At 63.3% G+C, this 13534-nt stretch carries 9 protein-coding genes; 4 read left to right on the forward strand and 5 right to left on the reverse strand.

Annotated elements, in window-relative coordinates; genetic code table 11:
* Positions 1-20: 20 nt before the first annotated feature.
* The 3 genes from MRBLMU1_RS09865 (at position 21) to MRBLMU1_RS09875 (ending at position 4626) form a co-directional block, all read left to right on the forward strand.
* Positions 21-1640: a rhodanese-related sulfurtransferase gene (locus MRBLMU1_RS09865; RefSeq protein WP_363500282.1), complete on the forward strand. Its 1620-nt coding sequence runs from the start codon at positions 21-23 to the stop codon at positions 1638-1640.
* A gap of 179 nt (positions 1641-1819) precedes the next feature.
* Positions 1820-3535 (forward strand): methyl-accepting chemotaxis protein, encoded by a 1716-nt coding sequence (locus MRBLMU1_RS09870; RefSeq protein WP_363500285.1) that lies wholly within the window; start codon positions 1820-1822, stop codon positions 3533-3535.
* Positions 3536-3600: 65 nt separating this feature from the next.
* Positions 3601-4626: an aldo/keto reductase gene (locus tag MRBLMU1_RS09875; protein WP_363500288.1), complete on the forward strand. Its 1026-nt coding sequence runs from the start codon at positions 3601-3603 to the stop codon at positions 4624-4626.
* Here MRBLMU1_RS09875 and MRBLMU1_RS09880 read toward each other — a convergent pair whose 3' ends face one another.
* The 4 genes from MRBLMU1_RS09880 to MRBLMU1_RS09895 form a co-directional block, all read right to left on the reverse strand.
* Positions 4627-6714 (reverse strand): TonB-dependent receptor, encoded by a 2088-nt coding sequence (locus MRBLMU1_RS09880; protein WP_363500291.1) that lies wholly within the window; start codon positions 6712-6714, stop codon positions 4627-4629.
* On the reverse strand, positions 6656-7156 hold the full coding sequence (locus MRBLMU1_RS09885) for a DUF6702 family protein (protein WP_363500294.1): 501 nt from the start codon (positions 7154-7156) through the stop codon (positions 6656-6658). Before MRBLMU1_RS09885 ends, MRBLMU1_RS09880 begins: the two co-directional genes overlap by 59 nt.
* Complete coding sequence (locus tag MRBLMU1_RS09890; protein ID WP_363500297.1) at positions 7153-9534, reverse strand: M1 family metallopeptidase; 2382 nt, start codon at positions 9532-9534, stop codon at positions 7153-7155. Before MRBLMU1_RS09890 ends, MRBLMU1_RS09885 begins: the two co-directional genes overlap by 4 nt.
* Before the next feature lie 144 nt (positions 9535-9678).
* Positions 9679-11217 carry a carboxylesterase/lipase family protein gene (locus MRBLMU1_RS09895; RefSeq protein WP_363500300.1) on the reverse strand — a complete coding sequence of 513 codons (1539 nt, stop codon included), beginning with the start codon at positions 11215-11217 and terminating at the stop codon, positions 9679-9681.
* Between the two features lie 165 nt (positions 11218-11382).
* Between MRBLMU1_RS09895 and MRBLMU1_RS09900 the strand changes: the two genes are divergently transcribed.
* Entirely contained in the window at positions 11383-11751 is a 369-nt protein-coding gene (locus MRBLMU1_RS09900; RefSeq protein ID WP_363500303.1) for a response regulator, read from the forward strand.
* Between the two features lie 9 nt (positions 11752-11760).
* Here the strand turns inward: MRBLMU1_RS09900 and MRBLMU1_RS09905 are convergent, their stop codons facing one another.
* Positions 11761-13434 carry an alkaline phosphatase family protein gene (locus MRBLMU1_RS09905; protein WP_363500306.1) on the reverse strand — a complete coding sequence of 558 codons (1674 nt, stop codon included), beginning with the start codon at positions 13432-13434 and terminating at the stop codon, positions 11761-11763.
* Positions 13435-13534 lie beyond the last annotated feature (100 nt).

Consider the following 13534-nt stretch of genomic DNA (forward strand, 5'->3'; position numbering starts at 1 on the left):
ATCCAAGGAATCCGAACGCCATGACTAAAAACCTGCTCCAAACCGGCCTGCTTGGCTTCCCTTACCGCAGCCCGCAGCAAGTGCGCGAAGACCTGCTGGCGCGACGAGAGATCGCGCTGCTCGACGTGCGCGAGGAAGATCCTCATGCGCAGGCACACCCGCTGTTCGCCGCCAACCTGCCATACGGCCGCATCGAACTTGATGCCTACGCCAAGCTGCCGCGCCGCGACGTGCCCATCGTCGTGCTGGATGGCGGCGAGGGCCTGGCGGTATCCGCCGCCAGCCGCCTGCGCCAGTTGGGCTACACCGACGTTTCGCTGCTTGCCGGCGGCGTCGCCGGCTGGCAGGCCGCCGGCGGTGAATTGTTCCGAGACGTGAATGTGCCCAGCAAAGCCTTCGGTGAGCTGGTGGAGGCGAAGCGCCACACGCCATCGCTGTCGGCGCCGGAGGTGAAGGCGCTGATCGACGGCGGCGGGGACATCGTCATCCTCGATGCGCGCCGCTACGACGAGTACCAGACCATGAGCATTCCGGGCAGTTTCAGCGTCCCCGGCGCCGAGCTGGCGCTGCGCGCGCGCGAACTGGCGCCGGACCCGAAGACACAAATTATCGTCAACTGCGCCGGCCGGACCCGCAGCATTATCGGCACGCAATCGCTGATTAACGCCGGAATTCCCAATCCGGTTGCTGCACTGCGCAACGGCACGATCGGCTGGACCCTGGCGCGCCAAAAACTGGAACACGGCCAGTCGCGAAGCTACCCGCCGGCGTCCGAAACCAACCGCCTGACAGCCGCCGCCGACGCCAGAGCGCTGGCCGATCGCGCCGGTGTCCGCCGCCTCGATTACGCGGGACTGGACCGGTTGCGGGCCGACGCCACCCGCACCACCTATCTGTTCGATGTGCGCGGTCCGGCGGAATTCCGCGACGGTCGCCTGCCTGGTTTTCGCTCCGCGCCGGGCGGCCAGCTGGTGCAGGAAACCGAACAGTTTGCGCCGGTGCGCGGCGCGCGCATCGTGCTGGCCGATAGCGACGGCGTACGCGCCAACCTGACCGCGCACTGGCTGGCGCAGATGAACCACGAGGTCTACGTGATCGACGGCCTGCAGACCGCCGACTTCAACGTGACGGAGGCATGGACCGACGAACTTCCGCCGCATCCGGAAGTACGCGAGATCGGCACGGAGGCCCTTGCGCAATGGCTCGCCGACGCGCCGGAAGAGACGGTGCTGCTGGACTTCACCTCCGGCGTCAATTATCAAAAGCGTCATATTCCGGGCGCCTGGTTCGCGCTGCGCTCCGAATTGCCGGCGGTCGTATCGAAGCTTTCGCCCGGCGCCAAACGCTATGTGCTCACCTGCGGCAGCAGCCTGCTGGCGCGCTATGTCGCCGGCGACGTGCGCGCGCTAACCGATCTGCCGGTGCATGTGCTCACCGGCGGAACTTCGGCGTGGGCCGCCGCCGGACTGCCGCTGGAAGAGGGGCCGACCCGTCTGGCGTCGCCGTTGATCGACCGATATCGCCGTCCATATGAGGGCACGGACAATCAGGACGAGGCCATGCAGGCCTATCTCGATTGGGAGTTCGGACTGGTCGAACAGCTCGGCCGCGACGGCACGCACGGGTTCGTGGTGGTTTAACTAATCTTCCTTGTAACAAGCGCAACGCAATGCGTCACTTAATGGATGCATGCGTTGCGTTTTGGTTGCGGCGCAGCGTAAATTTCCTCATTGTTGTCGTGTGGTAACAGGGTTCCGGTATACTTAAATGTGGCCGAGCAATAATCGAATCTTTTAACACTTTTATGAGAAAAGTCACCATGACTATTACCAAGCGCTTGATTCTGACCCTGTCATTGGCGCTGCTGGCGCTGATCTTTGTCGGCTTCACCGGACTGAATCAACTGTCGCGCGCCCAAGCGCGGCTGGACCTGGTGCAAACCCGTTTAGACCCTAGCATCGCGGGCCTGAACGAGGCCAAAGGCTACCTCGCGGACAGCCGCCTGGCCGGCTACCGTCTTTCGGTATTCTCCAACCTGACCGATAAAACGGCGCTGGACAAGGCGTACAACGACGCCCATGCCAAATTCGACACGGTCATCGCGACCTACGAAAAAGAACGCATCTTCGACGAGACCGACCGCAAGCTGCTGGAGGCGGACAAGGCCAACATGGCGGCCTATCGCCAGGCGCTGATTCCGTTCCTGGCCGGCGCCCACGCCGGCGACATGGATGCGGTGCGCGCCACGCTGATGCCCGGCACGCCGCTGGCCCTGACGGCCGGCGCGCTCAAAAAAGGCTTCGACGACCATATCGCCTACAACAACAAGCTCAGTGACGATATCCGCACCGAGAGCACCGCCGCCTACACGTTCGCGTTCCGCCTGATGCTGTCGGTGATCGTGCTTGGCCTGCTGGTGACCGGCGCGCTGGCGTGGCAGCTCTACAGCATCATCAAGAACAGCCTTGAAAGCATTCGCAGCACCCTGGTCAACGTCAGCCAGTCGCTGGACCTGACCCAGAAAATTCCGGTCCAGCGCATGGACGAAATCGGCCACACCGCCGTCGCCTTCAACAAGCTGCTGGAGCAGATCGCCGGCGTGATCGACACCGTGCGCGCCGCCACCAGCGCGGTCGGCACGGCTTCGCAGCAGATCGCGTCGGGCACCGGCGACCTGTCGAACCGCACCTCGTCGCAGGCCGCCTCGCTCGAGGAAACCGCCGCCAGCATGGAGCAGTTGACGTCCACCGTCGGCCAGAATGCCGACAACGCGCGCCAGGCCAACCAGCTGGCGCGTTCGGCGTCGGACGTCGCGGCACAGGGCGGCAGCGTGGTCGAACAGGTCGTCGTGACCATGGGTTCGATCAACGAATCGTCGCGCAAGATCGTCGACATCATCTCGGTCATCGACGGCATCGCCTTCCAGACCAACATCCTGGCGCTGAACGCGGCGGTCGAGGCGGCGCGCGCCGGTGAACAGGGTCGCGGCTTCGCGGTCGTTGCGACCGAAGTGCGCAACCTGGCGCAGCGTTCGGCGGCGGCGGCCAAAGAGATCAAGGCGCTGATCGACGACTCGGTAGAGAAGGTTGGCTCCGGCACCAAGCTGGTCGAGCAGGCCGGTTCGACGATGAACGAAGTCGTCTCCAGCATCAAGCAGGTGACCGACATCGTCGGCGAGATCAGCGCCGCCACGCAGGAGCAGAACGAAGGCATCGCCCAGGTGCATCAGTCGATCACGCAGATGGACGAGACCACGCAGCAGAATTCGGCCCTGGTGGAGCAGACCGCCGCAGCCGCGCAAACCCTGCGCGACCAGGCGGACGCACTGGAGCGCGTGGTCAGCGCGTTCACGATCGGCGTGCAACAGGCCAGCTACACGCCGCCGGCACGTCCGGCCGTGCGCAGCGCGCCCGTGGCGAAGAAGCTGCCTCCGAAGCCAGTGGTGAAGGCCGCCGCCAAGCCGCTGGCATCGCCGGTGCAGAAGGCCAAGACCACCGCCGCCGCAACGTCGAGCGGGGAGTGGGAAGAGTTCTGATTTGGCGGCCGACGTGATTTTGTAACCCGGGCTACAATCTGGAACCAATGTTCTGGAGGGTAGCCATGAATCACAATCGCTTAGGAAAATCAGGTTTGCGCGTGCCGGAGCTCAGTTTTGGCACGGCGACTTTTGGAGGAGGCAATGACTTCTTCAAAGCCTGGGGCAGCACCGATGCCGGCGGCGCTTCGCGCCTGATCGATGTTTGCCTTGAACACGGCGTGTCGATGTTCGACACCGCCGACGTCTATTCCGATGGCTTGGCCGAGGAAGTGCTCGGGCAAGCCATCAAGGGCAAGCGCAACCGCCTGCTCATCTCCACCAAGGTCACTTTCCCCACCGGCGACGGCGCCAACGATTTCGGCTCCTCGCGCCAGCATTTGATCGCCTCCGTCGACAAGTGCCTGCACCGCCTGGGCGTCGAACATATCGACCTGCTGCAGCTGCACGGCCAGGACAATAACACCCCGGTCGAAGAGACGCTGTCCACGCTGGACCAGCTGGTCCGCGAAGGCAAGGTGCGTTACATCGGCGGCTCCAATTTCTCCGGCTGGCACATGATGAAATCGCTGGCGGTGTCGGACCGCTACGGCTATCCGCGCCACGTCGCGCACCAGATCTATTACTCGCTGCTGAACCGCGACTACGAATGGGAGCTGATGCCGCTGGCCGAGGACCAGGGCGTCGGCGCGATGGTCTGGAGCCCGCTGGGCTGGGGCAAGCTGACCGGGAAGATTCGGCGCGGACAGCCGGCCAAGCCGGGCACCCGCGCGCACGATATCGCCGGCACAGGCCCGCATTTCGAGGAGGAGCGCATGTTCCGCATCGTCGATGCGCTCGACGTGGTGGCCGAACAAACCGGCAAGACCGTGCCGCAGGTGGCGCTGAACTGGCTGCTGGGGAAGAAGACCATTTCCAGCGTCATCATCGGTGCGCGCGACGAACAGCAACTGATCGATAACATCGGCGCCACCGGCTGGCGTTTGAGCGCGGAACAGAATGCGTTGCTGGAAGCGGCCAGCGACGTGTCGCCGGCATATCCGGTGTGGCACCAGCGCGGGTTCCCGATGCTGAACGAACGCGCGGGCTGATTAGAAGGTCTTGATCAGCGTCGCCCGCAGCGAGCGCGATTCGATGGGATGGAAGTGGATGTCGGTCACCGGCTCCGCTTCGCCCTTCAACTGCGAGGCGTAGTAGTAATCGATGGCGGAATCGCGGCGATTGGTCAGGTTGAACGCCTCCAGTTCCAGCGACAGGTCCTTGCCGATCTTCCAGCCTATCCGGCCGTTCAGGGTCATGCTGGAATTGGAACGTACGCTGTTGTCCTCGATCAGAGGACGCGGACCGAAGTAGCGCAGCTTCAGCGATCCGGAAAACGCGCCGCCATCATCGACAGTCACCGCCAACTGGCCGGTGCCTTCGATCGCACCGGCGATGCGGTTGCCTTCCGGCGCGTCGCCGCGTGCGCGCGCACGCGCATAGGCCAGGTCCAGATCGACCGACAGCCATTTCAGCGGCTTGTAGTAATTCGAGAATTCCACGCCGTAGCGACGGCTCGGCGGGCCCGCCTCGGTGGCGCCGGCGTCGCCGACAAAGGTCAGCTCGGAATCGAAATCCAGGCGATAAAACGACAGCGACGATTGCAGGCCTGGCAGCCAGGCGCTGCGCGCACCCAGCTCCATGCCGCGCGAACGCACCAGCGGCGAGACCTTGTCGGCCGCCAGTCCGGTCTTCGGATCGATGGTGATCGTGGTGCCGCGCGCATCGTTGCTGTGGAAGCCGGTGCCGATATTGGCATATAGTTCGGCCGTCTTCCACGGTCCATAGATAAGGCTCAGACTGGGGCTGACCAGCCGGTCGTTCGCGGTACCGGAGTTGGCCGCCAGCTCGCTGCCGACATCGAAGCGGTAGCCGTCGACACGCGCGCCGGCCACCGTCCGCCATGCGTCGTTCCAGCGGGTGCTGTTCTCGATGAACAGCCCGGCGCTGGACTCGACGATGTGGTCCTGGCGCGTGGTGGAGACGCGTTGGCGCGCCTGCGTGTTATACAAACCATTGAAGATATTATCGTTCTGCAGTTGCAGGCCGATGGTGGTTTCGCTGTTCCAGCCGTCGCCGTGCTGGTGCCAGCTGTGGCTTGCGTTCAGGCCGCTGGTCACGCGCTTGTCCGGCTGCGCGAACTGGTCGCCGCGCACCGGATCGTCCATGAAGTAGGTGAAGTTCGAGAACAGATCCAGCTGGTTGGCGATGATGTAGGCGTTGACCTTGGAGGAGCTGTCCTGGGTCGTGCGGCGCCACGCGCCCGAGAGGCTGTAGCGGTGTGCCTCGCCGCCGTCGGTCGGGTCGATGGCGCCGTAGCGGCCGATCCGTCCGTCCCGCACCGCGCGCAGCGGAATCTGGTCGGTGGCGTTCCAGTCCGCGCGGTAGGCCATCAGGCTGACATTGAAGCCGTTATTGGCATAGCCTTCGCTGTAGCGCAGCACCGCGTTGACCTTTTGGTAGTTGTCCGGATTTTCGTACGGGCCGTCGTTGTGCAGCACTTCCAGCGCGTACAGCAGGCTGCCGCGCGGCAGTTCGACGGAGTCGGCGAGCAGCGCGCGGCCATAGCCGTTCTGGCCCGCCGACACGCTGGCAAGGCCCTGCGTCAGGCGGTTGGCGTACACCACCGACGCCGCGCCGGCGGAGGCGAAGTCGCCTTCCCCGGCGGAGTAGGGCCCTTTTTTGTAGTCGAGCCGCACCGCCAGTTCCGGGATCAGGAAATTGAGATCGGTCCAACCCTGGCCGTGCGCGTGGCTGCGCTGGTTGACCGGCATGTCGTCGACCGTGGTGCGCAGGTCGGTGCCGTGGTCCAGATTGAAGCCGCGCAGGTAGAACTGATTGGCCTTGCCTTCGCCGCTATGCTGGCTGACGATCAGGCCGGGCGTCGCCTCCAGCAGTTCGCCGGGACGGTAGACGGTGCGCGCGGCCAGCTCCTTTTGCGATACGCTGCCGGCGCTGGCGGCATCGGCCAGGCCAAGCTGGTTGGCACGCGAACCATCGATGGCCACTCTTTGCAGCAGGTCGTCGGCGTGGACGGGGGAATGGAGGGCGATCGCCGCCAAGGCCACGGGGACCAGCCGCTTAGCGGGCGGTTTGATCGATGCTGTCTTGATCGAAAATAAGGGTTTGGATGGCGCCATCTGTCTGCAGGTTCACTGTGTTCTTTTGCGAAGGCAGGAAGTCTATCAGCAGGGCGTTATGAATGCGAGTGCCGGCTTTGAGTTTGGTGCCGGCGATCTCCTGGAAGATGACGACGCTGTCGGCGTCGGCCTTCACGCCGACCCATTGCAGCGGCAGCGGTTTGTTATCCGGACCGGCAAGACGGAACTGCTTTTCAACGTAGCGGCGCAGCGGCTGTTCGCTGTCCGCCTGGCCCAGATCGAAACTACGGCCGTATAGATTAGTGAGCAAGGTGGAGACATCGTGCGACGTGTAAGTGTGCACGATCTCCGTGTTGCCGGTGCGGTCGTTGTAGCTGATATCGGCTATGCCCATGTGAAAATTATGGGCGCCGGCCGCCGTGCTGGCGAGTGCCAGCACCAGTACAGCGGCGGCCAACGAGCGTAAGGCGCGCAGCGTCATTCGCCCGCCGCGTCCTTGCCGCCGTCTTCTTTGGACTTGTCGCCCTTGCCCTTGAGCGGCGTATTAAAGTCGCGCATCAGGTTGTTGCGGTCCCGTTCGGTCTTGAACAGCTCCACGCGCGACTGCGTCAACTTGCGCGGCCAGGCGTTGTTGCTGGTGTCGATATCGGCGGTTTCCCAGTACGGGTCCTGCGTCAGGCCGACCATCGGCTCGTCGGTGACGATCAACTTGGTGATCTTCTTCGGCGAGTAGCGCCATACTTCGGCCGGAACGCGCTCGATGTACTTCTTGCCGCTCTTGAGTTCAATCTCCAGCACCAGCGGCATGACCAGGCCACCGATGTTCGAGAAGTCCACCAGGTAGAGGTGCTTGCCCTGATCCAGCAGCTTCTTCTCCCACGGCTCCAGCTTCTCGATCTCTTCGGCATAGCTGTTGCGGTCCTTGTTGGTGACGGTGAATTCGTCATGCTCGTTGTAGAAGTCCTTCAGCTCCGGATGGCTATCCAGGCGCTTGGGCATGGCCTTGTTCAACTGCTGCGACACCGAAATAGGCTCCGCCTCTTTCTGCGCCTTTTTCCAGGCTTTTTCCTTTTCCGGGTCCTTGGTGCTCACGCCGTATTCGCTGATGCCGTCGACGCTGATGTCGACCGCGTCGGTGGTGTAGAACCAGCCGCGCCAGAACCAGTCAAGGTCGGTCCCGGAGGCGTCTTCCATGGTGCGGAAGAAATCGGCCGGGGTGGGGCGCTTGAACTTCCAGCGGCTGGCGTATTCCTTGAACGCGTAGTCGAACAGCTCACGTCCGAGGATGGTCTCGCGCAGGATGTTGAGCGCGGTGGCCGGCTTGGCGTAGGCGTTGTTCCCGAACTGGAGCAGCGACTCCGAGTTGGTCATGATCGGCACCTGGTTCCGGCTGCGCATGTAGTCGACGATGTTGCGCGGCTCGCCGCGGCGCGACGGGTAGTTTTGTTCCCACGCCTGCTCGGCCAGATACTGCACGAAGGTGTTCAGGCCTTCATCCATCCAGGTCCACTGGCGCTCGTCGGAGTTGATGATCATCGGGTAGTAGTTGTGGCCCACCTCGTGGATGATCACGCCGATCAGGCCATACTTGGTCTGCTGCGACCAGGTCAGCGCGCCGGTCTTCTTGTCCTTGGTCGGACGCGGACCGTTGAACGAGATCATGGGGTATTCCATGCCGCCCACCGGGCCGTTGACCGAGATCGCCGCAGGGTAGGGATAGTCGAAGCTGTACTTGTTGTACTGCTCGATGGTATGGATGATGGCCTGGGTGCTGTACTGGCCCCACAGTGGATTGCCTTCCTTCGGATAGTACGACATCGCCATCACGTTGGTGCCGTCCTTCTTGTAGCCCTGCGCGTCCCAGATGAATTTGCGGCTCGATGCCCACGCGAAGTCGCGCACGTTGGCGGCCTTGTAGTGCCAGGTTTTGGTGGCGGTGCTGACCGACTTTTCGGCCTTCTCCGCTTCCTCCTGCGTGACGATGAGCACCGGCTTGGTGGCGGTCTTCGCCTTGGCCAGGCGGTCGCGCTGCGCCGCGCTCAGTACCTCGCCGGGATTCTGCAGGTCGCCGGTGGAGGCGACCACGTGGTCTGCCGGCACGGTCAACTGGACGTCGTAGTCGCCGAATTCCAGCGTGAACTCGCCGGCGCCGAGGAACTGCTTATGCTGCCAGCCCGTCACGTCGTAGTAGGCCGCCATGCGCGGGAACCATTGGGCGATTTCGAACAGGTCGTTCTTGTCTTCCTCGAAGCTCTCGTAGCCGGAGCGGCCGCCGAGCACTTTCTGCTCGTTGATGTTGTAGGACCAGTCGATATTGAAGGCGTAGCTCTGGCCCGGCTTCAAAGGCGCCGGCAGGTCGATACGCATCATCGTGCGGTTGATGACGTATTTCAGCGGCTGGTCGCCGGCGCTCACGCTCTTGATCTTGAAGCCGCCGTCGAAGTCGCGGCCCGCCAGCACGCCGCGCAGACCTTCGAACTTGTAGCCGTCGTCCTGCGTCGGCGGCTTGGCCCAGGCCTCGCGCGACGGCTGCGTCATCATCAGACGGGCGTCGGAATCTTTTTTGTAGATGTTCTGGTCCAGCTGCACCCACAGGTAATTCAGCGTGTCGGGAGACTTGTTGTGGTAGCGGATTTGCTCGCTGCCGGTGAGCGAACGTTTGGCTTCGTCCAGCGTGGCGCGGATGGTGTAGTCCGCGCGCTGCTGCCAGTAGGCGGCGCCGGGGGCGCCGGAGGCGGTGCGGTAGGTGTTGGCGCTGGGTAGAATCTCGTCCAGTTGGCGGAACTTGTCATCGAAAGGTTCCGCCGCGAATGCGGACACCGTAAAGCAAATGGCGACGAGGCCGAATGTTTTGCGCATATTCTGTGTTCCTGATCTTTACCAGAAGAAAAGGAACTAGTGTATAGCAAGTTTTCAAAGTATCACCGGCAGATACAATAAAATACAATCGATGATACGGTTTATATTATTTACGCAAACCGCTCCCGCCGCCGCCTGTTTTGGTCAGTGTTTTTTTTGCATCTCGGCGTCCTGGAACTGGAAGCGGGCGTCGTCGGTGGCGGTGACGGCGCGCGGGGTCGCGTCCAGGTGCATCAGGCGGGAACCCGCGCCGCTGCTGGCCTGCGGCCATTCCGGCAGGCCGGCACCATTCGGATTGCCGGTCTTGATGAAGTTGGCGAAGTAGCCTTGCATCAGGGCCGACAGCGCGCGGTCCTCGGCGGTCCATGAATACACTTTATTCCCGTTCAGGTTGCCCAATGCGTACTCGATTTCGGCCGAGTGGGCGGCGCCCGGGTCGCCGGGACGCGGGCGGCTGTAGTAATAACGATACACCGGCTTACCGCTGGTGCGGGCGTGCGTGTCGATCCATTTCCAGGTGCCGTAGACGATGAAGCCGTCGCTGGCCAGGTCCGTCGCAGCCTGTTTCACGTCGCCCGGGTAGGCGATGCGCGCGGCGCCGGCCTGGTCGCCGTAGAATTTTTTCAACGCGGCGTTGAAGTTTTCCTCGGTTGGCTCGGTGTCGCCCAGCACCCGCTTATAGTCGCTTTCGTGCGAGTTCCAGCCGGCCAGCAGCGGCACCTTGGCCTGTTCGCCGGCGGCGTACATCGCGCCCGGCGCGCGCGGCAGGACGTAGCCGTCCTGTGTCGCGCTGAACCACGGCGCGCCCGGCTGGCGCAGCGTTTCGAGCAGCTGCTGCGCCGGCAGCGCGCGCAGCGCGGCCAGCGTCGGCGCGCCGATTTTTTCCGCGAAGGCGGCACCGGTTTTTTCGGCTTCGGCCAGCGGTGGAGGAGGGTGGACTCCGAGCAGCGAGCCGCTTTCGCCGATGGCGCCGGCGATCAGCCCCTTCGACAGCGGCGTGATCATCTGCGCGCTGACCGACCACGAGCCGGCCGATTCGCCGGCGATGGTCACGCGCGACGGGTCGCCGCCGAAGGCCGCGATATTATTCTTGACCCATTTCAGGGCCGCCGCCTGGTCCATCAGGCCGTAGTTGCCGGATGCCTTGTCGGGCGATTCGGCGCTCAGTTCCGGGTGGGCCAGGAAACCGAAGACGTTAAGGCGGTAGTTGACGGTCAGCGTGACGATGCCTTTGGTGGCCATGGCTTCGCCGTCGTAGCGCGGCTCGGAGCCGTCGCCGGCTGCAAAGCCGCCACCGTAAAAGTACACCAGCACCGGCAGCTTCTCTTTTGGCGATTTGGCCGGCGTCCAGACGTTAAGATACAAGCAGTCCTCGCTCACGCCATCGGAGCGGAACACCATGTCGCCGAATAATGGCAGCTGCATCGCGCGCGGGCCGAAGTGGTCCGCCTTGCGCACGCCTTTCCACTTTTGCGCCGGCTGCGGCGCCTTCCAGCGCAAATCGCCGACCGGCGGCGCGGCGAATGGGATGCCTTTGTACGATGCCACGCCGGACGCCTCCAGCGTGCCTTGCACCACGCCGGTGGCGGTGGCGGCGCGCGGCGCGCTGGCGGCCGTCGCGTAGGCGGTGAGGAAAGAGGTGAAAACGCCGGAGGCGATCAGCAGCAAACCGAATTTATTCATGTCTTTTTTGGCCAAAAAGGAAGGAGTGGCAACTATAGCTGGAAGCCCTTCCATTGGCGACAAATTTCCGATTGGCGGCCGTTAGGCTACGGTGCGATAGCGAACATACATTGCGTATGGGCATTGTTAGGATGGCTTATCGAACTCATCATTAACGAGGCAAACATGGCAAACGCAAATCAAGTACTGGTCGTCGACGACAACATCGATGTGGTGGAGTCGTTATCGGCGCTGCTGCAGTGCCACGGCTACGAGACGTCGGCCGCGCATAACGGTTACGAGGCGTGCGACTCGGTGCGCGACGCGATGCCGAAGGCGATCATCATGGATCTGGGGATGCCCTGGATGGATGGTTTTGGGGCGGTGCGGGCGATTCGGCGCATGCCGGGGACGCAGGCCTTGCCGATTATCGCGTTGAGCGGCTCGGCCGACAGCGAGTCGGCGCGCAAGGCGATGGCGGCCGGCTTCAGCCACCATTTTTCCAAGCCGCTCAATTTCGAGCATTTGAATCAGTATCTCGCCAGTCTGAATTAAGAGTCTGAACTAGCGCAGGGTCTCGGTCAGCACGCGGCCTTCGGCGCCGGCCGGCGGACGCACACGCAGGATGTTGGCCAGCGTCGGCGCGATGTCGACCACTTCCGCGTACTGGCCGTAATTACCCGGCTTGACCCAGCGCTTGCCCATGATCAGCAGCGGCACATTGGTGTCATACGCGTACGGCGAACCGTGCGTGGTGCCGGTGTCGCCGTAGCCGAAATACCAGTATGGCTTGGTGGTCACCATCAGATCGCCCGACGATTCACGGTTCCAAGCGCGGCGCATCAAGGTGGCGATGCGCGTGCCTTGCACGGCGCCGCTCTCGAACTGCGTGCGCGTGAACACATCGGCGATGCCCTTCTGCTGCAGCAGGAATTGCGCGGCGGCGTTTTCCACGTCCGCGCGACGCAGGCCGCTCTTGTCGATCTGCTCGTAGTCCAGGTGGATGTTAGGCAGCGACCACGCGGTCAGCAGCTTGGCGCCGCCGAATTTGTCCGACAGGTGCTTCCCCAGATCCTTCATCAGCTGATCGCCCTTGATACGCTGCGCGTCCAGATGACGCGACTGCGAGAATTCGGCCGTGTTGGCGAATCCATGGTCGGCCGTCAGCACCACCAGCACATTGTCCATGCCCACCCGCTTGTCCAGATAGCTGAAGAACTGCGCCAGCATGCGGTCGACCCGCTGCAGGTGGTCGTGCGACAGTTTGCTCTCCGGGCCGAAGGCGTGGTTCACATAATCGTGCGCCGACAGGCTGATGCCCAGCAGGTCCGGCACGCCGGCAGGGTTGCGGCCGAGGTTTTCGCCTTCGATCGCGGCCTGCGCGAAGTCCAGCGTCAGCTGGTCGAGGAACGGACCGGTTTTCAGGTTGTTGTAATAGCCGGCGTCGATTTGGCCGCTCTCGCTATAGTAGGTGTACGGCAGGCGGTTGTGACCCCCCGGCTTGGCGGGGGTCAGCTCCTCGCTGGCGTCGCCGGCGTACGCCGCTTCCGGCAGCAGCGGCGCCCACGCCTTGCCGTAGTAGCGGTCCTGCGGCTTGGCTGCCTGGTACGCCTGCACCCAGGCCGGATGCGACTTCATATAGAAGGTGCTGCTGGCGAAATTGCCGGTCTGTTCCATGTACATGTACGCGGTGCCGGTTTTACCCGCCAGCAGAATCGCGCCGCGGTCCTTGCCCGAGACGGCGACCACTTTACTGCGGTCGCCCGTGGCGTAGCGCAGCTGGTCGCCCAGCGTGTCGACCCGCAGCTTGGTCGGCGCGGTGCCGTCGCTCGGATCGGTGTGCTCGCCGATGTAGGTGTAGTTGGTGTCCTCGGTGCAGTAGACCGATTTTTTTGTGACCGGATCGATCCAGTTGTTGCCGATGATGCCGTGGACGTAGGGGTAGGCGCCGGTCAGCACGGCGCTATGGCCGATCGCGGTGACGGTCACGCCGTGCGCCTGGTGCGCGTTGCTGAACGATGCGCCCTGGTCCAGCAGACGGCGGAAGCCGCCCTCGCCGAATTGGTCGCGGTAGCGCTGCACCTGTTCATTCGGCAGCCCGTCGACCACCAGCACCACGACCAGCTTGGGCTGGGCGGCGGCGGTGGCTTTGGGGGCCGGCGCGGCGATGGCGCCGGCGTGCAGGGCGAAACAGGTAGTCGCGATCGCGAGTACGGGCAGGGACAGTTTCTTCGTCATGTTGGTTCGTTGTCTGGTGGGAGAGTTAGCAAAACCGCATAGTTATCATGCGCCCCGATATGCTACATGATTCTTATGACTATGACATGACAGGATTGAA

Origin of the sequence: Burkholderia sp. LMU1-1-1.1, assembly GCF_040675865.1 — a bacterium.
Classification (GTDB): domain Bacteria; phylum Pseudomonadota; class Gammaproteobacteria; order Burkholderiales; family Burkholderiaceae_D; genus Rugamonas.

Bases quoted from the DNA above. Each gene is read 5' to 3' on its own strand.
- MRBLMU1_RS09890 (WP_363500297.1), bottom strand. From the start codon at position 9,534: ATGCGCAAAACATTCGGCCTCGTCGCCATTTGCTTTACGGTGTCCGCA.
- MRBLMU1_RS09900 (WP_363500303.1), top strand. From the start codon at position 11,383: ATGGCAAACGCAAATCAAGTACTGGTCGTCGACGACAACATCGATGTG.
- MRBLMU1_RS09905 (WP_363500306.1), bottom strand. From the start codon at position 13,434: ATGACGAAGAAACTGTCCCTGCCCGTACTCGCGATCGCGACTACCTGT.
- MRBLMU1_RS09895 (WP_363500300.1), bottom strand. From the start codon at position 11,217: ATGAATAAATTCGGTTTGCTGCTGATCGCCTCCGGCGTTTTCACCTCT.
- MRBLMU1_RS09885 (WP_363500294.1), bottom strand. From the start codon at position 7,156: ATGACGCTGCGCGCCTTACGCTCGTTGGCCGCCGCTGTACTGGTGCTG.
- MRBLMU1_RS09865 (WP_363500282.1), top strand. From the start codon at position 21: ATGACTAAAAACCTGCTCCAAACCGGCCTGCTTGGCTTCCCTTACCGC.
- MRBLMU1_RS09880 (WP_363500291.1), bottom strand. From the start codon at position 6,714: ATGGCGCCATCCAAACCCTTATTTTCGATCAAGACAGCATCGATCAAA.
- MRBLMU1_RS09875 (WP_363500288.1), top strand. From the start codon at position 3,601: ATGAATCACAATCGCTTAGGAAAATCAGGTTTGCGCGTGCCGGAGCTC.
- MRBLMU1_RS09870 (WP_363500285.1), top strand. From the start codon at position 1,820: ATGACTATTACCAAGCGCTTGATTCTGACCCTGTCATTGGCGCTGCTG.